This window comes from Streptomyces asoensis (assembly GCF_016860545.1).
Taxonomy (GTDB): Bacteria; Actinomycetota; Actinomycetes; order Streptomycetales; family Streptomycetaceae; genus Streptomyces; species Streptomyces asoensis.
Map to the genome: position 1 here is coordinate 156,720 of NZ_BNEB01000003.1, position 21,785 is coordinate 178,504.

General features: G+C 71.7%; 30 protein-coding genes. 26 read left to right on the forward strand and 4 right to left on the reverse strand.

From position 1 onward, the window contains the following. From Saso_RS13420 to Saso_RS13530, 23 genes are all read left to right on the forward strand, one after another. The gene (locus tag Saso_RS13420; protein WP_189917940.1) at positions 1-276 is read left to right on the forward strand and encodes a hypothetical protein; all 276 of its coding nucleotides are present in this window, start codon (positions 1-3) and stop codon (positions 274-276) included. Between the two features lie 2 nt (positions 277-278). Then, positions 279-638, forward strand: a complete 360-nt coding sequence (locus tag Saso_RS13425) for a hypothetical protein (RefSeq protein ID WP_189917942.1) — start codon at positions 279-281, stop codon at positions 636-638. Beyond that, the gene (locus Saso_RS13430) at positions 635-1,297 is read left to right on the forward strand and encodes an HK97 family phage prohead protease (protein ID WP_189917944.1); all 663 of its coding nucleotides are present in this window, start codon (positions 635-637) and stop codon (positions 1,295-1,297) included. Before Saso_RS13425 ends, Saso_RS13430 begins: the two co-directional genes overlap by 4 nt. Positions 1,298-1,635: 338 nt before the next feature. Beyond that, entirely contained in the window at positions 1,636-2,946 is a 1,311-nt protein-coding gene (locus tag Saso_RS13435; RefSeq protein WP_203833530.1) for a phage major capsid protein, read from the forward strand. Between the two features lie 8 nt (positions 2,947-2,954). Further along, positions 2,955-3,155 (forward strand): hypothetical protein, encoded by a 201-nt coding sequence (locus Saso_RS13440; protein WP_189917948.1) that lies wholly within the window; start codon positions 2,955-2,957, stop codon positions 3,153-3,155. Positions 3,156-3,168: 13 nt separating this feature from the next. Beyond that, positions 3,169-3,471 carry a hypothetical protein gene (locus tag Saso_RS13445; RefSeq protein ID WP_189917950.1) on the forward strand — a complete coding sequence of 101 codons (303 nt, stop codon included), beginning with the start codon at positions 3,169-3,171 and terminating at the stop codon, positions 3,469-3,471. A 42-nt stretch (positions 3,472-3,513) separates the two neighbouring features. Continuing rightward, positions 3,514-4,158, forward strand: a complete 645-nt coding sequence (locus tag Saso_RS13450; RefSeq protein WP_189917951.1) for a hypothetical protein — start codon at positions 3,514-3,516, stop codon at positions 4,156-4,158. After that, a complete protein-coding gene (locus tag Saso_RS13455; protein WP_229901020.1) occupies positions 4,158-4,628 on the forward strand; it encodes an HK97-gp10 family putative phage morphogenesis protein in 471 nt (156 codons plus the stop codon). The genes Saso_RS13450 and Saso_RS13455 overlap by 1 nt, the downstream gene beginning before the upstream one ends. After that, positions 4,628-5,080 carry a hypothetical protein gene (locus tag Saso_RS13460; protein WP_189917952.1) on the forward strand — a complete coding sequence of 151 codons (453 nt, stop codon included), beginning with the start codon at positions 4,628-4,630 and terminating at the stop codon, positions 5,078-5,080. Before Saso_RS13455 ends, Saso_RS13460 begins: the two co-directional genes overlap by 1 nt. Next, positions 5,077-5,382 (forward strand): hypothetical protein, encoded by a 306-nt coding sequence (locus Saso_RS13465; protein WP_189917954.1) that lies wholly within the window; start codon positions 5,077-5,079, stop codon positions 5,380-5,382. The genes Saso_RS13460 and Saso_RS13465 overlap by 4 nt, the downstream gene beginning before the upstream one ends. A gap of 32 nt (positions 5,383-5,414) precedes the next feature. Further along, complete coding sequence (locus Saso_RS13470) at positions 5,415-5,981, forward strand: phage tail protein (protein ID WP_189917956.1); 567 nt, start codon at positions 5,415-5,417, stop codon at positions 5,979-5,981. A gap of 94 nt (positions 5,982-6,075) precedes the next feature. Further along, positions 6,076-6,591, forward strand: coding sequence for a hypothetical protein (locus Saso_RS38245; protein ID WP_229901022.1), 516 nt, complete (start codon positions 6,076-6,078; stop codon positions 6,589-6,591). Further along, on the forward strand, positions 6,564-6,710 hold the full coding sequence (locus Saso_RS38760; RefSeq protein WP_368858621.1) for a hypothetical protein: 147 nt from the start codon (positions 6,564-6,566) through the stop codon (positions 6,708-6,710). Before Saso_RS38245 ends, Saso_RS38760 begins: the two co-directional genes overlap by 28 nt. 18 nt (positions 6,711-6,728) lie before the next feature. After that, the gene (locus Saso_RS13485) at positions 6,729-10,277 is read left to right on the forward strand and encodes a hypothetical protein (protein WP_189917963.1); all 3,549 of its coding nucleotides are present in this window, start codon (positions 6,729-6,731) and stop codon (positions 10,275-10,277) included. 2 nt (positions 10,278-10,279) lie between these two features. Next, complete coding sequence (locus Saso_RS13490) at positions 10,280-11,134, forward strand: phage distal tail protein (protein ID WP_189917965.1); 855 nt, start codon at positions 10,280-10,282, stop codon at positions 11,132-11,134. Between the two features lie 16 nt (positions 11,135-11,150). After that, the gene (locus Saso_RS13495) at positions 11,151-12,281 is read left to right on the forward strand and encodes a hypothetical protein (protein WP_189917967.1); all 1,131 of its coding nucleotides are present in this window, start codon (positions 11,151-11,153) and stop codon (positions 12,279-12,281) included. Continuing rightward, positions 12,278-13,459 carry a hypothetical protein gene (locus Saso_RS13500; protein WP_189917969.1) on the forward strand — a complete coding sequence of 394 codons (1,182 nt, stop codon included), beginning with the start codon at positions 12,278-12,280 and terminating at the stop codon, positions 13,457-13,459. The genes Saso_RS13495 and Saso_RS13500 overlap by 4 nt, the downstream gene beginning before the upstream one ends. Continuing rightward, entirely contained in the window at positions 13,459-13,941 is a 483-nt protein-coding gene (locus tag Saso_RS13505) for a hypothetical protein (RefSeq protein WP_189917971.1), read from the forward strand. The genes Saso_RS13500 and Saso_RS13505 overlap by 1 nt, the downstream gene beginning before the upstream one ends. Before the next feature lie 12 nt (positions 13,942-13,953). Then, positions 13,954-14,892 (forward strand): peptidoglycan recognition protein family protein, encoded by a 939-nt coding sequence (locus Saso_RS38250; protein ID WP_229901024.1) that lies wholly within the window; start codon positions 13,954-13,956, stop codon positions 14,890-14,892. A 36-nt stretch (positions 14,893-14,928) separates the two neighbouring features. Continuing rightward, complete coding sequence (locus tag Saso_RS13515; protein WP_189917974.1) at positions 14,929-15,195, forward strand: hypothetical protein; 267 nt, start codon at positions 14,929-14,931, stop codon at positions 15,193-15,195. Beyond that, entirely contained in the window at positions 15,195-15,626 is a 432-nt protein-coding gene (locus Saso_RS13520) for a hypothetical protein (RefSeq protein WP_189917976.1), read from the forward strand. Before Saso_RS13515 ends, Saso_RS13520 begins: the two co-directional genes overlap by 1 nt. After that, positions 15,623-16,003: a hypothetical protein gene (locus tag Saso_RS13525; RefSeq protein ID WP_189917978.1), complete on the forward strand. Its 381-nt coding sequence runs from the start codon at positions 15,623-15,625 to the stop codon at positions 16,001-16,003. Before Saso_RS13520 ends, Saso_RS13525 begins: the two co-directional genes overlap by 4 nt. Positions 16,004-16,005: 2 nt before the next feature. Then, positions 16,006-17,046: a hypothetical protein gene (locus Saso_RS13530; RefSeq protein ID WP_189917980.1), complete on the forward strand. Its 1,041-nt coding sequence runs from the start codon at positions 16,006-16,008 to the stop codon at positions 17,044-17,046. A gap of 1 nt (position 17,047) precedes the next feature. On the opposite strand, the gene Saso_RS13535 is transcribed toward Saso_RS13530, so the two are convergent. Beyond that, entirely contained in the window at positions 17,048-17,290 is a 243-nt protein-coding gene (locus Saso_RS13535; protein ID WP_189917982.1) for a GntR family transcriptional regulator, read from the reverse strand. A gap of 159 nt (positions 17,291-17,449) precedes the next feature. On the opposite strand from Saso_RS13535, the gene Saso_RS13540 reads away from it, so the two are divergent. Then, on the forward strand, positions 17,450-17,809 hold the full coding sequence (locus Saso_RS13540; protein WP_189918588.1) for a hypothetical protein: 360 nt from the start codon (positions 17,450-17,452) through the stop codon (positions 17,807-17,809). A 240-nt stretch (positions 17,810-18,049) separates the two neighbouring features. On the opposite strand, the gene Saso_RS13545 is transcribed toward Saso_RS13540, so the two are convergent. Next, a complete protein-coding gene (locus Saso_RS13545) occupies positions 18,050-18,286 on the reverse strand; it encodes a helix-turn-helix domain-containing protein (protein ID WP_189917984.1) in 237 nt (78 codons plus the stop codon). 747 nt (positions 18,287-19,033) lie between these two features. Continuing rightward, the gene (locus Saso_RS13550) at positions 19,034-19,489 is read right to left on the reverse strand and encodes a hypothetical protein (protein ID WP_189917986.1); all 456 of its coding nucleotides are present in this window, start codon (positions 19,487-19,489) and stop codon (positions 19,034-19,036) included. Between the two features lie 327 nt (positions 19,490-19,816). Between Saso_RS13550 and Saso_RS13555 the strand changes: the two genes are divergently transcribed. Next, the gene (locus Saso_RS13555; RefSeq protein WP_189917988.1) at positions 19,817-20,122 is read left to right on the forward strand and encodes a hypothetical protein; all 306 of its coding nucleotides are present in this window, start codon (positions 19,817-19,819) and stop codon (positions 20,120-20,122) included. Here Saso_RS13555 and Saso_RS13560 read toward each other — a convergent pair. After that, positions 20,110-20,910, reverse strand: a complete 801-nt coding sequence (locus tag Saso_RS13560) for a 4'-phosphopantetheinyl transferase superfamily protein (protein ID WP_229901029.1) — start codon at positions 20,908-20,910, stop codon at positions 20,110-20,112. The genes Saso_RS13555 and Saso_RS13560 overlap by 13 nt on opposite strands. 126 nt (positions 20,911-21,036) lie before the next feature. Here Saso_RS13560 and Saso_RS13565 point away from each other — a divergent pair, with 126 nt between their 5' ends. Beyond that, the gene (locus tag Saso_RS13565) at positions 21,037-21,765 is read left to right on the forward strand and encodes an alpha/beta fold hydrolase (protein ID WP_189917989.1); all 729 of its coding nucleotides are present in this window, start codon (positions 21,037-21,039) and stop codon (positions 21,763-21,765) included. Positions 21,766-21,785 lie beyond the last annotated feature (20 nt).

The following is a 21,785-nucleotide window of genomic DNA, read 5'->3' on the forward strand; positions in this document are numbered from 1 at the left end:
ATGGCTCGTGACGCGAACCATCACCCGGCGCCTGAGCCGGACTACTGGCGGCTGCTCGAACTCTCCGAGTCCGGGCTGCTGTGGCTGATCAACCGGACCGTCTTCCACCCGCGTGGCCTCGCGCTGGCCCTCTACCAGGAAGGTGACGAGGCCCTCGGCTGGAAGCTGCTCACCGCACCGAGCGGCGAGCCGTTCACGTTCCCCGAGACCGTAGACAACGACGGCTTCCGGCGCGCCGAGGCGACGATCCGCGCAGCCCTGACGAAGGAGTCCTGACCATGGCTGCCACCCTGCTGCGCGGTGAGGTCGCGTGCGTCCTCCAGGCCGCCGAGTACCTCCAGTACAAGGACGCCTACCGGCCGCCCGGCATCCCCCTGCACGAGGTGCGCCGGGGCCCGTACGACGGGCAGCGCGGCGCCGTCTGCCCCGACGCGAACGGCGACCTCCCCCGGCTGCTCGCCTTCCCCGCGCACGACCCGCGGATCACCTATGAGTACGACGGGATGAAGGGCACGACCGCGGTCTACCGGTACGCGCCCGCCCTGTCGCCCGCCCACCGGCCGCTGATGGACGCGGTCGCCGAGCAGTACGCCGAGCACGCCGCCGCGCAGGCAGCGAAGAAGGGACAGCCACGATGACCGAGATCGAGTTCCGCGTCTTCGAGACGCATGAGTTCCGTGTCGACGAGGGGCAGGACGGCACCTTCGACGGCATCGCCTGCCAGTACGGGAAGAAGGACAGCTACGGCACCACGTTCCACCCGGGCGTCTTCAAGCGTGGCATCGACAAGGGCGCGTACGCCTACCTGTTCATGCACAGCCCGTACGACCCGATCGGCACCTTCCGCGCCGACGAGCAGCCCAACCACCTGCACATCGCCGGGGCCTACGACGACACCCAGTCGGGCCGGGACAAGCGGGCTATGGCCCGGTCCGGCAGCGCCCGGGAACTGTCCGTGGGGTTCGTACGGACGGACCTGCCCGAGTGGAAGAAGCTGGCCGAGATGGGCGACGAGGACCGCGCCGACGTCCTGGACAACATCCGCTCCGCGCGCCTCGTCGAGGTCTCGCAGATCACCGCGCGCATGGCGGCCGTCCCCGGCTCGAAGCTGAAGGTGGTCAGGTCCGCGCTCGGCGCGCTCTACACCGACACGGTGGGCGAGCCGACCCTCGCCGAGCGGCTGGCCGCCTACGACCGCGAGCACGGCCGGGACTCGGCGCTCGCGCACGAGCAGGAGATGACCCGGCGGAAGAGGCGCGCCGCGCTGCTGAGGCTGACGGCGGTCGGCGGCCGGTGATGGCCGGCCGCTTCCGCTCCCGCGCGCAGTGGCGTTGGGCGTTCGCCCGGCGGATGCCGTGGGCCCGCACGTGGGCGCACCGCACCCGCTCATACCGCTCCCTGCCCCGCCGGGCCCGCGGGGGACGACGACGCCGGTAGACGCCCGTCGCCGCGAATTGCAGCCCCCACCAACGCGTACACCCCGAGTCGATCTACTCTCCCCCCATCCGGGCCGCTCGCACCGGACGTGAAAGCCGCGAGCACCGCCGGGCGCGATCCACCGGCCGTGACAGACGGACGCAGCACCCCATGACGCATGGGCGGCTGCACGCCGTCCACGGACCGAGAGGACTCGCGGTGAGCAACTTCGCGAAGATCCGCCCCATCGGTCGTCGCCGTGACGGCCGACCGATCTACCCCATCAAGGGCGGGGCCCCGACCCTGCTGGAGCAGCGCGACGAGATCATCGCGCACCTCCAGGACCCGAACTACGACGGCGACATCGACGAGCTGAACCAGCGCGCCGACCAGATCGCCGCGCAGATCGAGCAGGCCAACGCTCGCGCCTCCCGCCTGCGGGCGCTCCAGGGCGCCGTCCCGCCCGGGGACCCCCAGCCGCAGCAGCAGCCGCAGGGCGGCGGGCAGCAGCGCAACCAGCCCGGCATGGGCCCCGACGAGCACGGCAATGAGCACCCGGTCAGCGTGGCCGAGGCGTTCGTGCGGTCTGCTGCCCTCCAGTCGTTCCGCGAGCGCGGGTTCCGCGGTGAGTCCGGGGCGGTCGAGTTCCGGGCGGCGCCGACGGGCACGGTCACCACCGGCACGCAGCCGCAGCAGAACACGCGGGTCCCCGGCATCCTGCCGCAGAACCCCGACCTGCCGCTGATGATCGCCAACCTGCTCGACAGGCAGACCAGCGACGGCACCACGCTGGAGTACATGCGGGACACGTCCGGCCCGCAGTCCTCGTGGAACAACGCCGCGGTGGTCGCCGAAGGCGCGGACAAGCCGAAGTCGGGCCCGTTCACCTTCGACCTGATCAGCACCAGCCTGAAGACCGTCGCCCACTGGGTGCCGATCACCAGGCAGGCCGCCGACGACAACAGCCAGCTGATGGGCTACATCAACGGCCGGCTGACGTACGGGCTGGAGTACAAGCTGGACAGGGAGATCCTGACCGGCAACGGCACCACGCAGATGCAGGGGATCCTCACGACCTCGGGCATCGGTGCCTACCAGCCCGGCGTGGGCAACACCGACGCCAAGCTCATCACCGTCCGCAAGGCGAAGACGCAGGGCGAACTGGCGATGTACCCGCCGGACGCCATCGTCCTCAACCCGCTCGACTGGCAGGACATCGAGCTGGACACCGACGCGAACGGTCAGTTCCGCGTCATCACCTCGGTCACCGACTCGGGCGCGCCGATGCGCATCTGGGGCCTGACCGTCGTGACCTCGGTCGCGATGGCCGCGGGCACTGCGCTGCTCGGCGGGTTCCGCATGGGCGCGACGCTGTGGGAGCGGCAGGGGATCACGATCCTGATGACCGACTCGCACGCCGAGCTGTTCACCGCGAACACCCTCGTGGTGCTGGCCGAGCGCCGGGCGAACGTCGCAGTGCACACCCCGCTCGCCTTCACGAAGATCACGTTCGCGGCGGCGACGTCCTGATGGGCGGCGTGACGAAGCAGGTCACAGTCGTCAAGGGCGGGACCCGCGTGTCGAACCAGGACACCGAAGTGCTGCGCGTCGTCGACAGCGCCCCCGCCCTGATGGACGGCACCACGAAGCCGACCATCGCGGACGTGGGCGCAGCCCCCACCCAAGCCCAGTTCAACGCCCTGCTCGCCGCCCTGCGCACGCGCGGCGTCATCTCCTAGGAGCTGATCACCCATGGCAGCACGCAAGCCGGCGGACACCCCCGCTGAGACCGAGACCCCGGAGCAGCCGAACGCGGCTGTGGTCCGCACCCGCGAGTACGCCGCGCGTGAGGGCTGGGACGTCGGCCAGGCCGCGCCGGCCGACGCGTTCCGCGCGCTGGACCCGTCCGGGACCGGTGAGCCGACCGGGCCGGTCGTCCACGAGCACCCGGGCGGCTACGCCCGACAGATCGTCGCCAAGGGCGGACTGGTCACCGAGGGCGTGAAGCGGGAGCTGGACGCCGCCGAGCAGACCGACGAGAGCGACGAGGGCTGACGGATGCCGTACTGCTCGGAGGCAGCAGCGCGAGACGCGGGCGTGACCGGCACCCCTGCCGAGGTCATGGCCTGGGTCGCTGCTGCCCGCGAGCGGATCGACCGGTACACGCAGCAGTGTTTCGAGCCAACTGACCTTGCGGTGGTGGCGGATGTCGGCGCGGGGGGACTGGTCATTCTCCCGCGCCGCGTCCGAACGATCACCTCGGTCATGCCCGTGCTGGCCGCCGACGACGGCCCGTCGCTGCCGTCGTCGGCCTGGCGGGTCACGTCGTCGTCGGTGCTCGGACAGGTCGACGCCCTGCACCTGGCGTGGGGCGGCTACAACGACCTGGTGGTCGGGGCCGAGTCGTACAACGGCGGCTGGCTCGGCCTGTGGGAGCGGTGGGGCGCCGAGCAGGTGAAGGCGGTCGGCAGCTTCGGCTACGACGAGACGCCGCTGCTGGTCGGGCAGGGCTGTGCTCTGCTGGCCGCTCACCTCCAGGCGCAGGCCGCACCGTCCGACGCGGACGCCGCGCAGGACGCCGGCCTTCAGGTGGACGACGAGGGCAACAACGTCGCCATCGAGGACTCCGACGACGAGGAGACGACGCCCGTCGACCCGTCGTCGTCGACCGGATCGACGCAGGTAGACGCCCTCCTCGCGGGCTACCTCAACCGTGGCCCGTCGCTGATCGGTGGTGTGTGATGGTGCGGGCTCGGGCGAGCGTCAGCCTGCGGGCGAGCGCGGCGACGACGGCGAACATCAACACGCGGCAGTACGAGCGCGGTCTCCGCAGGTTCTTCGGCGGCATGTCGGACGACGTGCGGCGGGCCGTGGACCGCACCCGCATGGACGTGCAGAACGAGGCGCGCCGCCGGGCACCGGTGGACACCGGGCGGCTGCGGTCGTCGATCGTGTCGCGCGCGGAGGGCGGCGGCCGTCAGCTCGGCTACGTCGTCGGGTCGAACGTCTCGTACGCGGCGGCCGTGGAGTACGGCACCAGCCCGCACGTCATCAAGCCGAAGTACAAGAAGGCCCTGTTCTGGCCGGGGGCTGCTCACCCGGTGGCGCAGGTCAACCACCCGGGCACGAAGGCGCAGCCGTTCCTGCGTCCGGCGATCGAGCTGACGCCGATCTTCTGGCGGGCGCACGCCTCGCAGATCGGGCGGCGCTGATGGCCGCCTCGACGTCCGGCGCCATCAAGGCGTACCTGGAATCCCTCAGCTTCCATGTGCCGGTGTTCCGGGACGGGCCGCGCGAGGGGCAGGCCGAGCCGTACATCGTCGTTCAGGAAGCCCTGCCCGCCGCACGTGACCTGCGCGCCGCGGGTGACTTCGGCGACCCGGCCGCGGACATCGACGTCCTGGAGACCGTCGTCATCGACCTGGTGCAGCGGGCCCGGGTGAAGACCGGCGAGCGCACCACCAAGGTCACCGAGCGGTACGGGCTCGCCGAGTCCATCGGCCGCGCCCTCCACGGCTGCACCCTCCCCGAGCATCCCGCACGGGTCCGAGCCGTCCTGTTGCAGGACATCGACCGCATCCCCATCGCCGACAACCGCGTCCGGCACTCGATCACCGTGACGGTGCGTCGAGCCCTTCTCTCCGCCGAGGTGACCCCGACATGAGCGACCCGATATACGTCGCCCTCCAGCACGACGACGTCGTCTCCTACCTCGGCCCGGCCTGGCCGCCCACCCCCGGAGACCCGCTCCTCGTCATCCCCCCGGATGCCTCCCTCACCGACGGCGCCGCGATCGTCTACCCGCAGGAAGGCCGCCCCGGCATCACCTGGTGGGTCGTCGACTCCACCATCCCCCGGCAGGGCGCCGGCACCCCGGACGAGGCGCTCGCCGCGCTGCTGCCGGGCTCGGTGCTCGGCACCGTCCTCTCACCCACCCCCACCCCGGACACCCCGCCCGAGGGCTGAGCCGAACCCCGGCACCAGGAAGGAACCCCGCTATGCCGCTCCAGCGCTTCACCCGCGTCTACGGAATCAAGGACGCGAAGATCGCCCCGCTGACCGCCGACCCGGCGTCCGGCACCCCGACGTACGGGGCGCTCATCGACGTGCCCGGCATCAAGACGTTCGAGATCTCCGGTGACGTCGAGGTCAAGAAGCTGCGGGGCGACAACACGCAGCTGGCGACGAACGCCGCCATCTCGAACATTCAGGTGGCCGTCTCGCACGCGAAGATGAGCCTCGACGTGCTGGCCGCGATCATCGGCGGCACCGTCACCGACTCGGGCACCACGCCCGCGCAGAAGACGTCGTGGGACCTCACCGACACCACGGCCACGCTGCCGCCCTTCAAGCTCGAAGGCGTCACCCCGCCGAACGGGATCGACATCATCGGCGGTGACGTGCACGTCGTGCTGCACAAGCTGACGCTCAGCGCCTTCCCGGACCTCGGTTTCGCCGAAGAGGACTACCGCATCGCCAGCTTCACCGCGGACGCCGACCCGCTGCTGTCCAACGGTAAGTGGATCTCCACCGTCATCAACGAGACCGCGGTAGCCATCGCCTGATCCCCGGGGCCGGCGCGTCCCGCTCAGCGCGCCCGCCCCGGCCCCCCCCTCATTCGCAGGCCGAACCCCGGCACTCACGTAGGGACTCACCACCATGACCGCTGGACTTGACCTGCTCGCCAGTGGCGCGAGCATCACCCTGACCGACGGCACCACCGTGTCGCTGCGCTACTCGATGCGCGCCATCGCTCTGCTGGAGGCCCGCTACGGGTCGGTCGTCGCGGTCCAGGACGCCATCGACATCACCGGCAAGGGTGCCGCGTACGGGCCGATCGTGCAGCTGGTCGGCGCCGGGTGCCTCGGCCCCGGTGGCTTCGAGCCGCACTTCCGCGAGCACCAGGACGCGAAGGGCGAGCGCAGGATCTCCGGGGACATCACGTACCGGCGACGTAGGGACGGCGCGGACCTCGCCGATCTGCTGCACCCGGGCCACCTCGCCGAGTACGTCGAGGCGTGGAACACCGCGTTCTCGAAGGCGCTGGAGGCTCTGGGAAACGGCGGGACCCCGGCCGAGACCGGGGGCCCGATCGAGACGGTTTCCCCTGGTCTCAGCTCTACTACCTCGCCGTCGGTGCCCTCCACATTCCTCCCGGCGACTTCTGGGACATGACGCTCTGCCAGCTGATGACGCTGGCCGACGAGCACCAGGCCGCCCACCAGACGGGCGGCGACCGATCCCAGCCGATGCAGTCCGGTCCCGGCCTGCTCGCGATGGCAGCCATGCAGTAGCCCGGAGGAGGTGACCCTGTGGCCGACGACATCAACCTGCCGAACCTGGTCAGCCACCTGGCCGTGAACCTCGACGGGGTGGCCGGCGCGGTCGGGGATGCTGCCCGGCAGGGCTCGGCGATGGGTGCGGCGCTCGGCCGCGGCGTCAACCGTCAGCTCGACGACCTGCTGCGGAACCTCCCGCAGGTCACCATCGACGGCGACAGCACGCCGCTGGACCGGGACCTGGTCCGGATCCACCGCGAGATGGCGCAGCTGGACGCGCAGCGCATCGGCGTGGACATCTCCCTGCCCGACGCGCTCCGCCGGTTGCAGGACTTCGAGACGCAGCTTCAGCGGATCGGGAGCGAGCACCACGACGTCAACATCCGCGCCGCGACGGCCGCGGCCTCCCGGCAGCTGGAGGAGCTGAGGCAGGCCGCGCGTCGGGTCGACGACACGGACGTCACCGTGCACGCGAACGTGGACGTGGACGAGGACCGCGTCAGCCGGTTCGCGGGGAGTCTGGGCAGGCTGGGTCGTCTGGCCGGGCCGATCGCCGGGGTGGCCGGGTCGATCGGGAAGGTGTCGGCCGTCCTCGGGACGGCGCTCCCGGCGGCGGGCGCGCTGGCCACCACGCTGGCGAACGTGGCGCCGGCGGCCGGTGTCGCGGTCACCGGGCTGGCGGCTGTGCAGCTGGCATCGGGCGCCGTGAAACTCGCATCGGTCGGGATGAAGGACGCGCTCAGCGCGGCGCTGGACCCGAGCAAGGCCGAGGACTACGCCAAGGCCCTGGAGAAGCTTTCCCCGGAGGCCCGCAAGTTCGCGGGCGCCGTGCACGACGCCGCGCCCGCCCTGCGCGACCTCCAGCAGTCCGTGCAGGACCACGTGTTCCGGGGCCTGGCGGGCACGCTGGAGAGCACCGGGAAGAGCGTCCTGCCCGTCCTGCGCACCAACCTGCTGTCGGCTGGCGACGCGCTCAACACCATGGGCAAGGGCGTCCTGAGCGCGGGCAAGGAACTCGCGGACTCGGGCACTCTCGGCAAGGCGCTCGGCTCGGCGAGCACCGGCTTGCGCAACCTGTCCGGCGTGCCGAAGGTCGTGGTCACGTCGCTGGGGCAGATCGCGGCGGCGGCCGGCCCGTCGTTCGAGCGGCTGACGGCAGGCGCTGCGAAAGCGGCGGGCGGGATCGGCGCGAAGCTGAGCAAAGCCTTCGAGTCGGGGGCGATGCAGAAGGCCATCGAACACGCGCTGGACCTGCTCGGCCAGCTGTTCACCGTCGGCGCGAACGTCGGGCGGATCATCGGCGGGATCTTCAACGCGATGCCGCCCGGGGGCGGCGGGATGGTCTCCGTCCTGCAAAGCGTCACCGCCGAGATCGCGAAGATCGTCAACACCAAGGGCGTGCAGGACGGACTCCGGTCCCTGTTCCAGACGATGGCCACGTTCGGCGCGACCGCGGCCCCGCTGCTCGGCCAGGCCCTGTCCGCCATCGCCCCCGTACTGACCGCCCTCGGCCCGCCCGCACAGACCCTGATCAAGGCACTCGGTGACGGGCTGGAGCCGATCATCACGGCGCTGGCCCCGGTGCTCGTGCAGGCCGCGGGCGCCGTCGGCTCGCTGGTCGTCGCCGCGGCCCCGCTGATCCCCGTGATCGGCCAGCTCATCTCCGACCTGCTGCCCGCGCTGACGCCGCTGCTGGAGGGCGCCGAGCGGGTGTTCACGGCGCTGGCCCCGGTGGTGACGCAGGTCGCCATGGTCGCGATGCGCGTCCTGGCGCCGATCCTCGCGCAGCTCCCGGGCCTGATCCAGCCGCTGGTGGACATCCTCGCGGACAACCTGACCACGAACCTGACCCTCTTCGGGCGGCTGGTGACGGAGCTGTCGCCGTCGCTGATCACCCTCGGAGGGAGCGCCGCCGAACTGCTGGTGGCGCTGACCCCGCTGATTCAGGTGGTGGCGGACCTCAGCACCAAACTGATCTCCGGGCTGACGCCCGCGCTGACGCCGCTGATTCAGGGCGTGGGCATGCTGGCGGGCATCCTCGCCACGGGTCTGGCCATGGTCATCAGCGGCATCGTGGTCCCGTCGGTGCAGGCCCTGACCGCGCTGCTGTCCGGGGACTTCTCGGGCGCCTGGTCGACGGTGACGGGCGCGGTCGGGCGGGCGAACGCGTACATCCTCGACAAGATGAACGCGCTCGGGACGATCATCGGCAACGGGATCGACACGGCGATCCGGTGGCTGAAGGGCATGGGCGGCCGGGCGGTCGCGGCGCTGTCCAACCTCGGGTCCGGGCTGATGTCCACGGCGTCGAGCGCGGGCAACCGGCTGGTGGCCGCGATCTCCGACAAGATCGGTGCGGCGGTCTCCAAGATCCGCGAGTTGCCGGGTCGGGCGCAGAGCGCAATGGGCAACCTCGGCGGCATCCTCTTCAGCGCGGGCAGCTCCGTCATCGGCGGGTTCATCGACGGCATCGAGTCCCGCATCGGCGCGCTGCGAAGCAAGCTCTCGTCGATCACCTCGATGATCCCGAAGGTCAAGGGTCCGCCGGCCAAGGACGCCAAGCTGCTGACCCCGGCCGGTCGGCTGATCATCGAGGGCCTGATCAAGGGCATCGACGAGTCCACGGCGAAGCTCCGGTCCCGGCTGGCCGCGATCACGAAGATGCTGCCGGCCAACGTGACGAGCGGCTACGGCAAAGCGATCGCGAAGGCCACGGCGGAACTCCAGCGCGAGGTCACCAAGCGGGACACGGTGCTGAAGAACCTGGCCGCCGCGCAGAAGAAGTTGGACGGCCTCGTCAAGGCCCGGTCCAAGGCGGCCACGGACATCAGCTCGGGGATCCTGTCCGAGGCCAACATCACCAGCGGGCACGCCGACGTGAACTCGGTGACCGCGATCACGGTCGAACTCCAGCAGGCGCTGAAGAAGTCGAAGGAGTTCCAGGCCAACATCGCGGCGCTGAAGAAGGCCGGGCTCCGGTCGGACCTCCTCCAGCAGGTGGCCGATGCGGGCGTGGCGGGCGGCGCGGCGACGGCGGCCGCGCTCGCCAAGGCCACCCCGGCGCAGCTGAAGCAGATCAACGACCTTCAGTCGCAGCTGGCCAAGAGCGCTTCGGCGACGGGCGCGACGGTGGGCGACGCCCTGTACGGCGCGGGCATCCGCGCGGCTCAGGGCCTGGTCGCCGGGCTGAAGTCGCAGGAGAAGGCCATCGAGACGCAGATGACGAAGATCGCTAAGGGCATGCTTGCGACGGTCAAGTCCGTCCACAAGACGAAGAGCCCGAGCCGGGCGTTCCACGCGATCGGCGTGATGGACATGGAGGGCTGGCGCGGCGGTGTCGTCGCGCGCGCGGCCCGGGTCATCTCGGCCGCGCGGGACACGGCGCGCGGCGTCCTCGACGCGGCGTCCGGGGTCGGTGGCGCGCTCGCATCCGTCCCGACGTCCAGGCAGCTGGCGGGCGCGTACGGCGTCGTCGGCGGCCGGGGCGACCAGAACAACGTGATCAACCTCTACGGGACCGAGGCCACGCCGGACGGGATGCTTCGCGCCCTGTCCTGGCAAGGCCTTGTCGGGGGGAGGTGACCATGCCTCAGCAGCGACTCGGCACGGTGACGTGGGGTGGGCTGACGTTCGGGCCCGGCACCCCGTACGCGGTGACCGCGTTGGAAGGGCTCGACGACCTGCCGGAGATCCGCGCGGAGGATGTGGCCCGGCCGGGCCAGCACGGCGACTACACCGGCCCCGACTACACCGGCCCCCGCACGATCCAGCTGGGGCTGGGGCTGCGCGGGTCCAGCCCCGACGACCTGCGGGCGTTGACGCTGGCGCTGCGGGCGGCGACGCAGCCGCAGGCGCAACCGGCCGCCCTGTCCTTCCCGGATCAGGGCGTGCTGGTGTGGGCGAAGGTCCGCAAGCGCAGCCTGCCGTACGACGCCGAGCACCTGTGGTCCATCGGGGATGCCGCGCTGGAGATGTACTGCGCGGATCCGTACCTGTACGGCCTGATCGAGCAGTCCGCGTCGACCACCGCCTACTCCCCGGCCGCGGGCCGCACGTACCCGCTGGTCCACCCGCGGACGTACGGGGCGGCGGGCACGTCCGGGCGGCTGACCGCCATCAACGCAGGCGCGTCGCCCGCGTATCCGGTGCTCCGGGTGGATGGGCCGGTGGCCAGCCCGACGATCGAGCAGACCACGACCGGCGCCCTCCTCGTCATCGACGCGACGCTTCAGCCGGGCGAGTACCTGCTGATCGACACCCGGTCGCGCGCGGTGCTGTTCATGGGCTCCAGCCCGCGCCGCTCGTGGGTGCGCGCCGGGTCGGTGTGGCCCCTGCTCCAGCCCGGCCCCAACGAGATCGCGTACCGGGGCAGCGCGTTGGCCGGCGCCCCGGGTCAGACGTCCCTGCTCACCGTCACCTGGCGAGACACCAGCCTGTAGGAAAGGAGGGCCAGAGATGGCCGTCATCAACCCGCCCGCCTGGCAGCAGGCGCCGAGCTACCCGGCTCGGAACGACAGGCTGGCCCTGTCCGGGCTGCTCACGTATCCGGGGAACGCGTCCGACGAGGCCAACCCGCTGCGGATCCGGCCGGGCGTGAAGCCCAGCTACCAGAACTACCAGCTGAAGGTGCGCGCGGCGGGCACCCCGAACATGACGGTCATCGTGTCCGGCGGCACCGTGTTCGTGGACCAGCGGGAGACCGGCGGGTCCGGCGCCTACATCTGCGCCAACGACGGCGACGTCACCCTGAACGTGAACCCCGCGGGCGGCGCCGGCCAGTACCGCAAGGACACCGTGGTCGCCTCGGTGTACGACGCCGAGTATTCCGGGGCCCTGTCTCAGTGGCAGCTGGAGGTGATTCAGGGCCCGTACGCGGCGTCGGCCGGCGCGACGGTGCGCGGCACCCTGCCCGCCAACTGTGTGGTGCTGGCGGACATTGCGCTCGCTCCGTCGCAGTCGAGCGTGGCGGCGGCGAACATCACGGACGTCCGCACGTACGGGTGCGCGATCGGCGGTGTGCTGCCGGTGTCCTCGGCTGCGGTGCCCGCCCGGCCGCACCCGGGCCAGATGTTCTACTACACGGACACTGACCGGCTGATGTACGGCACGCTGGCCGGGACGCTCAGCGAGGTGCAGAAAACCCCGGGGGCGTGGACGTCGTGGACGCCGACGTGGACGACGTCGACCGGTCTGCGGCTGCCGTCGTACGGCAACGCGGCGGTGAACTGCCGGTACTCCAAGACCGGCCGGGACGTGAAGTTCTACATGGACATCACGTTCGGCACGAGCACGAACTTCGGGTCCTCGCCGACGAGCGCGGACAACTGGGTCTTCAGCTTGCCGGTGGCCGCGGCGGTGGCGCTCACCCCGGCGGGCACCGCGCACATCGAGCCGGGCAACGGGCAGCGCGCGTCGATGGCGATGGCGCAGGTCAACACGGGCGCGGCGGACATCAGCCTGCACATGTCCGGCCCCCGCGTGGACGGCAGCGCCACGGTAGCGGGCGTCGTCGACTCCATCACCCCCTTCGTGTGGGGCAGCACGATGCGGCTCGTGGTCCACGGGCAGTACGAGGCCGCCTCGTGACGACGCCCTTCGACCCGCAGACGCAGCACACGTACACCTACCTGTTCTGCGACCTGCGCACGGACCAGCTGCTCGCCGAGCTGCCCCTCGCCGGGGTCACGTACTCGTTCGCGCTCAACCAGCCGGGCACCCTGCGGGGGACGATCCCGTACAACAGCGAGACGCTGCCGCTGGACCCGGAGACGGCGAGCACCCCGGGCCGGACCGCCGTGTACGTGGACCGGGACGGCGTGCTCGTGTGGGGCGGGATCGTGTGGACCCGGCAGAACGCGGACGGTGGCCGGGCGATCCAGGCGTCCGAGTTCCTCTCCTACTACCAGCACCGGTACGTCAAGCGCACGCTGTCGACGGACACCTCGGTGGTCACGGACCCCACCTACGTGGGCTCGGGCCCGACGGCGCAGCGCCTCTACAGCGACCAGAAGTTCGTCATGTGGTCGCTGATGCGGTACGCCGCCGAGCAGTCGGGCGGATCGATCGGCATCGACCTCGGGCAGATCGCCTCCGCCCCCCACGGCGTGGCGCGCAACATCACGTACTACCAGTACGAGCGCCCGGAGATCTACAAGGCGATCAGCGAACTGGCCGCGGCCGATGACGGGTTCGACTTCGGAATCGAGGTGGGGTGGTCGCAGGCCACGGCCACGACCCCGCCCACCCGCTACCGCCGAGCCATGACCTGGTTCCCGCGCCGCGGGCGCACGGCCGCCGAGTCCGGGTTGGTGTTCTCCAAGGGCGGCGGGTACGGCTCGATCCTGGACTACGACTGGCCCGAGGACGGCACCGCCGTGGTGACGGAGATGACCGGGCTCGGCGCCGGTACCGGCGAGGCGCGCATCGTGAAGACGGCCGCGGACTCGGACGCGATCGCGTCGGGCTGGCCGCTCCTCGAAGGCGTGGCCACCTATGACGACGTGATCGACGAGACGCAGGTGCAGGGCCTGACCAACGCCGACTTGGATGCGCAGGCCGGCGCGCAGGCGCAGCCCACCTTTGAGGTCAGCGCGGACACCGACCCCGAGTTCGGCTCGTACTCCGTCGGGGACCAGGCGCTGTTCGTCATCGACCCCGAGCCGCTGTCCCCGGCGGGCCGGTCGGCGGTGCTGCGGATCGTCGGCATCGAGAACACCGCGGCGTCCGGGCCCGAGCGGGTCCGGCTGACCTGTGTGGGGGCGTGATGCCGAGGATCGTCCGGACGCCGGACCTGATGCAGCGGGTGGCGCAGCTGGAGTCGCAGGTGGCTGCGCTGCGCCGTGCGGGGTGGGAGCGGGATGAGCTGCCGTTCTACCCGACGTCGCTGCACACGATGCCGTACGAGGACTCCACCTCGTTCATCACGCTGTGGGAGGCCATCCTCAGCCCCCGCACGGCGACGCTCAGCATCGGCATGGTGTTCATCGGCGACCAGGTGTCGGCCGTGAACACGGGCGGGTCCTGGCAAATCCTCCTCGACGGGGCCACGGTCGCCGCGTCCGGTTCCGTGCCGGCGCTCTTCTCCTACGTGTTCCCCACGGCCGTCATCGACCTGACTCCGTATCGGGCGTCGGCCTCGCTGAAGGTCCAGATCCAGGTACGCCGCACGGCGGGCGCCACGACCGGCGGGAAATTCGGCGGCGGCGGCTCGATCGGCGGCGCCCCCACCTACGCGCGACTCCTCTGAAAGGGCACCACCATGAGACTTGTACGACGCGCCGAGTTCGGATGGCTGGCGTCGGAGGCCCCGCTCCAGGCCACGACCCGCGGGGTGAAGGTCCACTACGAGGGGACCGCGGTGTCGACGCGGCTGCTCTCCGACCATGCGGCGTGCGTCGCCGAGTGGAAGGCGATACGGGCCAGCCACCTGGCGAACAAGGTGGAGAACTACTCCGACGTCGCCTACAACTACGCGGCCTGCCCGCACGGGTTCCTGCTGGAGGGCCGCGGCGTCGGCCGGCGCACGGGCGCCAACGGCAACCAGGACCTGAACCGCGCGCACTACGCGATCGTCGGCCTGGTCGGCAGCGAGGGACTGACCGAGCCGACGGACGCCATGCTCTCGGCGATCCGCGACGGGATCGAGCTGCTGCGCGAGCACGGCGCCGGGACCGAGATCAAGGGTCACCGCGACGGCTACGCGACCAGCTGCCCCGGCGGCCCCCTGTACGCGTGGGTGCAGAAGGGCGCGCCGCGTCCGGCCGCCGCGCCCACGACCACCCCGACCCCGACACCCCCTGTCCAGGAGGACGACATGCCCGCCCCGATGATGCTGAACGAAGCGAACCCGGCCGACGTGGACCTGCCCTCGGGTGAGTGGGTGGGCCTGGCGTTCGCGGACCCGGTGGTCCACTCCGGGCCGCGCGTGCACGACACCCTCGTGCACGTCACCCTCGCCGACGACACCCCGGCGGACGCCGTGGTGGAGGGCCGGTTCTACCTGACGGACACCTCGGGCGGCAGCCCGTCGGCGTACCAGACCGTCACCCGCCGCGGTGGTGGCGGGCACCAATTCGTGCTGTCGGGCACCGTCCCGGCGGGCAAGCACCTGCGCTTCCAGCTGCGCGTGAAGACGTCGGACGGCGCCTCGGTGGCGCTGCTGCACCGCACCGCGTCCGGCCCGTACTGGGCCGTCTGACCCACCCCCCCCGACCCATCCACGGAAGGACACACCATGTCGCAGATCGACCTGCCCCAGGCAGAGACCGTCATCAAGACGGCCAAGACCTACGCCAGAGACCTGGCCGAGCGCACCCTCTCCACGGCCGTGGTCGCGGCCGGCGGTGTCGCCATCGCGGCCGGGCCCGCCGACATGTTCCACGCCAGCTTCTGGGAGACCATGGCCGCGGCCGGGATCGCCGCCGGCGGAACCGTGCTGAAGGGGATGCTGGCGCGGGCGTTCGGTACGAAGAACTCGGCGTCGCTCGTCAAGGGCGTCTGATGCGCGCGGCGGTCCGGCGGCTCCGCAAGCAGCTGGGCCGCCGCGGCATGGCCCTCGTACTTCTCGGCTCGGCCAAGGTGGCGTTCGGCCTGGGCTACGCCCTCCAGCCGGACCCCCGCCCCGTCGGGCTGGGGCTGCTGACGAGGTTCGCGGACATCCGCTGCTGGTCCTCGGTGTGGATCCTCTGCGGGATCATCACCTTCGGCTGCGCGTGGCTGCGGGTGGGACGGGACGGGCTCGGCTTCATCGCCGCGATCTTCCCGCCGTTCATCTGGGGGACGGCGTTCCTGTGGGGCGCCGTGACGGGGGAGTATCCGCGGGGCCTGGCCATCGCAGCGTGGTACGCGATCGGGCACGTGGGGCTGATCATGTGGCTGGCGACGGTGCCTGAGTACTCCGTCCCCCACCCTGCACGAAGGGCACGAAGATGAGCGGAGCGTGGGGGGTTGCGGCCGGGGTCGTCGGGTCGATACTCGGCGCCGTCGCGCTGCTGGGTGCGGGGCTGTTCGCGGCCCGCGCGACGAAGGCGGCGGCGCTGACGACGGCCGAGGCGCAGCGCGCGGCGGCCGAGGCCGCGGCCGAGCCCGCGCAGCGGCAGGCCGACCTGACCGCGTTCCGGGAGATCCGCGACGAGATGAAGGCGAAGATCGAGCGGCAGGACCGGCGGATCGACGGGCTGTCCAGTCTGGTGCTGGCCTACTCGTGGACGGTGGACCGGCTGATGAACCGCATGCGGGACCGGGGTGTGACTCCGGAGCCCGAGGACATTCACGACCGCGTGCGCGAGCACATGCACACAGGAGCCTGACCATGTCGTTCCCGCCCGGAGTGCAGACCGTCACCCTGACCGGACACCAGACGTTGGCCGACGGCGAGGGGCGTCCGCTGCCGGTGCGGATCCGGCCTGTGCCGGGGCGCGTCGTCGGCGCGGACTGGGGCGTCGTCGTCGAGGGGGACCCCGTCGTCGTCACCCCCAACGACGCAGGCCAGTGGTCCAAGACGCTGGTCGCGACCGACGCGGAGGGGTTCACGCCGACGGGGTGGACGTACCGCGTCGAGACGGGCCGCGACGCCCTGTACCTGTCGCTGCCCGCGTCGCTCGGCGAGGTCGACCTCGCCGAGCTGGTCCCGGCCGGGGCCGACGACGGCGAGTACGTGCTCGTGCCCGGCCCGCCGGGACCGCCCGGCGCGGAGGGACCCGAGGGACCGGCCGGCGCAACCGGCGCGGCGGGGCCCGCAGGTGCGACCGGGGCGACCGGCCCGAAGGGCGACACAGGCGCGACCGGATCGCAGCCGCCGCTTGGCGCCGCCGGGACCGGGCCCACCGTGGCACTGCGCTCCGACGACCCCACCACCACGAACGCACGCACACCGACCGCACACGCCGCGAGCCACGGATCCGCCGGCGGGGACCCGGTGACGGTCGCTCAGTCTCAGGTGACCGGGCTCGCTGCCGCGCTCGCTGCGCTGCTGCCGCTGGCGGGCGGCACCATGTCCGGCACGGTCACGAACAACGTGGCCAGTGGCGCCACGCCTGCGTTCGGCGGCGGCGTCTCGGGCGACACCTTCGACCGGTGGCGCCTGCTGGCCAACGGCACGCTCGAGGCGGGCCCCGGGAGCGGAGCCCGGGACACGAACCTGCGTCGGTCCGCGGCCAACGAGTGGACGACCGATGACGCGCTGATCGTGGCGCTGATGTTCCGCCACATGGGCACCACGCTGGGGTTCTTCGGCGCGGCAGCGGTGGCCAAGCCGACGGTGACCGGGTCGCGCGGTGGGAACGCGGCGCTCGGTTCGCTGATCTCCGCTCTGGCCAGCCTCGGCCTGATCACCGACGGCACCAGCGCCTGAGCTACGCGGGCGGCCGGGGCAGCTCGGTCACGAAAGTGCCGACGCCGGGTTGCATCTGCGCGAGCCCGGCCGCGCGCAGTTCGGTGAGCACCCGCCGTGCCGTCATCTGCGCGATCCCGAACTCGGCCTGGATCCCGAGCACGCCCGGCAGCTGCTCGCCCGGGGCGTACGTGCCGTCCGTGATCCGGGCCTCGATCACGTCGTACACCTGCCGCCACCGCGGTACGTCCGGCTGCCACTCCATGATCTCGACGCTAGGCACTCTCAGCTCACTCAGCGAGACGAGATAGCTACGATCGCCTGGCGGGCCTAGCTAGCTAGGTCTACGCTGCGAGGACGGTAAAGCCCCGCAGCCGCGCGAACGGCCCGGGGCAGGTCAACCTCCCGCTGAGAGCAGGTCGACATGGCACACGATACGGGCATGGGCCCGACGCCCGGCACCCCTGTGACCGTCAGCATCGTGACGGTCCTCCCCGTTCCCCGGCAGTCCGGCTTGGAGCCCGAGCAGGTACGCGGCGCCACGTGCGTCTGGTGCCGCAAGCAGCTGACGGCCGACGCGGTGGACCTCGGCCGCCGGCAGGGCAGCTATGCCGGGGTCTACGGCCCCTGGTATCCGCGGGCCTGCGACGGCTGCACTCAGCGCGAGGCGGATCGAGTCCTGAAGTTGCATGTCACCACGTGCACGCGCTGCTCGCCGCCCCTCCCGCGGTACTGCCCGGACGGCACGGCGCTGCGGGCGCTCGCGATGGGGGACGAGGCCTGATGCCAAAGAGCGCAGCAGAGCGTGCAGCTGAGGCGGCTCGGTCGGCGGGCCGTGCGGGCGGGTACTGCTGGGTGGAGAACGCCACCGGCCCCGGACACTGCACGCTCCGCCCGGGGCACACGGGTAGGCACAGAGACTTTTACCGGGACCGCGACTTCGACTAGGCCACCGGCCCCCGCTCGCGCCGACGCGGGGGCCGGTCCGGGCGGCCGCCCTGCGCCCCCGTCGTGGGGCGGCCGCTCACTGCACCAGGACGACGAGAGGCACCCCGATGGCCGCGGCTAACCGGATCAGCGTGTCGACGGTGGGTGACTGCTGGCCCTGCTCGATCCGCACGACGGAGGGACGGTCGACACCGGACCGGATCGAGACCTGTTCCTGGGTGAGGTTGGCGTGCAGCCGCTCGGCACGGAGACGTTCGCCGATGGCCCGGCGCTGGGTCAGCACCCAGTCGGGCGGGGGCGAGGCAGACGGCACCCGCCCACGTTCCCCGGTTCATGATCGTCTGTCTGTGGTCGTAGTCCTACATTGTTTGATCTTCGAGGGGTGGTGGGTATCGATGCGGAGCACCCCCCTCAGTGACGCCGGCCGCGGTGACACTCTGCACGAGGTCGCCCGCTCAGATAGCGGACCCGCGTGTCGGCTGGCCGCCCCGGTCCTACAGTGGGCCGGGGCGGTCCCTCGTCCGGGGCGTCTGTTCTCGGTCGAAGGGGCCAGAGAATGGGCCAAGCGCCTTGCATTAATGTGGTGCAGCGCGACCAGGGAAAACCGCAGGTTAGTACAGAGCTGAGTGCTCAACACCTTCTAAGCGCTTGGCCGCAGGTTCGAGTCCTGCCGGGGGCGCAAGTCTCCGCCCTCCCATCGGGAGGGCATTTTTGCTGCTCAGAGCACGTTTCGCGCGACATGGCGAAGCCCCGGACACTCCCCCGATGATCAAGGGAGCGGTCCGGGGCTGCCCGGCGACCACCGGGGTTTTCGCGGGTGGCCGTGTCGCATACGTGTCGCATACGTGTCGAAGTACTCGGCGAAAAGCATCGGCCTCCGCGAGCCGACGCGAGAGCTCCCCGGCAGCCTCCAGGCGCCTCTTCAGGCCAGCCAGCCCTCCCTCGACGCATCGGACATAGGGTCCGGCAACACTGGCCCACTGCTCCCCGTCCACTCGGCCCCCTGGGCGGGTGGAATTCCTCCGTCGAAGCCTGTCGACGCAGACACGGTGGCGCGGGGTCAGCAGGCGTCGTATTTCCAGGTGCCGTTCTCGACCGTCCACGGCTGCGCCTGTTGGTCGAACTTCGGCAGGCCCTTCACCTTGTACGAGACGCGGCCCATGTCCCCTGAGACCGTGGCGTGCACGTCCGTCGCCGGGTGGTCGGGCCCGTAGTCCTTCGCTGCCTGCTCCACGGTGGCCGTGTACGCGGCCGGGTCCGCCTTGGCGCGGCAGCGCTTCGACAGGAAGGCGTAGGCCCCCTCCCCGACCCCTCCGAAGTAGAGGTTCACGTAGGTGTCCGCGACGCGCTCCAGTTCGACGGCATCAGGCGGGGTCGGGGTGGGGGTCGGCGACTTGGCGGCCGAGGTGGGGCGGCTGCTCGGGGGGTCGGCCTTGTCGTCGCCGGACGAGGTGCAGGCGGCGACGGTGGCGACGAGCAGAGCGGTGGTGAGTGTGATGGCAGCGCCGGTACGCATGTTTCCCCCATGGATTCGTGTGCTGAGGGGGCATGGTGCCACGCCGGTCGGGGCCGGGCGCCGCCCGGGGGAACGCGGCGGGCCGTGGGGCAGTCGGCCCATCCGCGGCACACGTTCGCGCAAGCTGTTCTGACCGCGGCTCACGCGGTGCTCGAGGAGCACGGTGAGGCCGGCTGTCTGGCCAAGTGGGCGGTGCGTCCCTGCCCTGTCGCCCTGCTCCGGGATCTCCGCAGACTGCACCTGCGCGACGACGTCTGCGCCCTGCCCCACGGCCTCCCGTCCCCCTAGAGGGCGCCGGGGCCCGGGAGGGCCGATACAGTGCACGCCGTGGACATACCTGGTTGGTTCGTCTGGATCGCTGTCGGTCCGGCGGCCCTCTTGCAGGCCCTCGGCCTCGTTCCCGTCGTCCGCCGGCTCCGCGCGTCCGACTCCGCGGCGCGCTTCGGTGCACGGCTCGACCTGCTGGACGTCGTCGCCTCCCTGATGCTCTTCGGCGGCCTGCTGCTCAGCCTCGTCGTGAGGGGTTCCTGGTTCTGGCTCACCCTCGCCGGCTTCGCGCTCATGAGCGTCGTCTACGCCACGAAGGGCGTCCGCTGGCTCCGCGCTCGCCGCTCCGCGGTTCATCCCGCGTAGTCCGCCAGCGTTCTCGTGCCGTCCTGTACGGCGACTTGGACGGCGGTTTCGTCCTCTTCGGTCCCGGTGGTCCTCGGCTCTGCGCCCGACGGCGCTCGTAGTGCTACCGCCACCGCCGCCGGGTGGGTGTTCTCGACGAGGAGGTCGGTCAAGGACATCCGGGGGTGGGGCGGGAGTGCGGTGGGCCAGGTGAGGACGGCCGGGGGGTGGTCGGGTGGGGAGACCTGTAGTTCGCGCAGCGGGACCGTGAGTCCTGTGCCGAGGGCCTTCAGGACCGCCTCCTTACGGGTCCAGGTGCGCAGGAAGGCGGACTGCCGTTCGCCGGGCGGACGGGCGTGCAGCGCGGCGAGCTCGGGGGCGGACAGCGCCACGCCGGCCGCGGAGTCGACGTCGACGACCGCGTCGGGCCCGCTCTCCTCGACGTCCAGGCCCACCTCGCCGCCCCGGCACACGGCGACACCGATCAGGGTGCCGCTGTGCGTCACCGAGAAGTCCAGGTCCGCAGGCTCCCCCGCGGGGACGTCCGGCGCTGTCCGCAGGCGGGGCTTGCCGTGGGGGCCTGCGCAGCGTGGGCACACGCGGCGCAGGGGGACGTCAGCCGGGGGCAGGTCGAGCAGTCGGCCCAGGACCAGACGGCCCAGCGCGCAGCCGACCAGGAAGCGCCCCCTGCCCGCGGGGTCCGGGGTGGACTCCCAGCGGGCGCGTTCGACGGGGTCGAGGAGGGTCAGGAGGGCCGGGCGGGCGTCGTCCAGGCGGGCCCACCACACCTGCACCGGGTGTCCCGTCACTGCGCCTCGTCATGGTTCGACGGCCGGTCCGCGCCTACACTCCTGGTCACAGCACACACCTGCTCACACCACGCCCCTGTTCGCACCACACACGTGCTCACACCACACCACACAGGAAGCAGCCGCATGCGACTGCACACACAGGAGTGGGGGACGGGCGAGCGTGTCGCCGTCCTCGTCCACGGCATCATGTCCGACCACCGCACCTGGCACGAGCTGGTTCCGGTCCTGACGGGGCGGGGCTACCGCGTACTCGCCGTGGATCTGCGCGGGCACGGCGCCAGCCCGCGGGGACCGTACGAGCCCCGGCACTTCGCCGAGGATCTCGTCGAGACGCTCCCGCCCGCCCCGGAAGTGGCGTTGGGCCACTCGCTCGGCGCGCTGGCGCTGGCCCTCGCGGTGCCGGAGCTGGGGCCGGCCCGCGCCGTCTACTCCGAACCGGCGTGGCAGCTGGCCGGGGCCAACGGCTCCCTGGACCCGGCCCTGTTCACCCTGTTCAAGCGGTCGTCCCGCGCCCTGGCCGCCCTCTCCCGCTCATCCCGGCCAGCACGCAGCACCGGTGCGGACGCCGGGCGGCTCGACGCGCGGGCGGTGGCCGAGCAGGAGGCCCTGGAGCGGTGGGACGAGAACACGGCGCTCGCGCTCTCCTCCCACCGGCACGTCGACCACACGCCGGAGAAGGCCGTGGTGCCGTCGCTCGTCCAGACCTCGGACCCGAGCATGCTCGTCAGCGCCGGTATGCGGGCGGAGTTGGCGCGCCGCGGTTTCGAGGTGCGTACGGTGCCCGACGCCCCGCACGCGATCCACCGGGACCGGTTCGGCGCATTCGTCGAGTCGCTGTCCGGGTGGCTGTGAAACCCGCGGTGAGGCGGGCC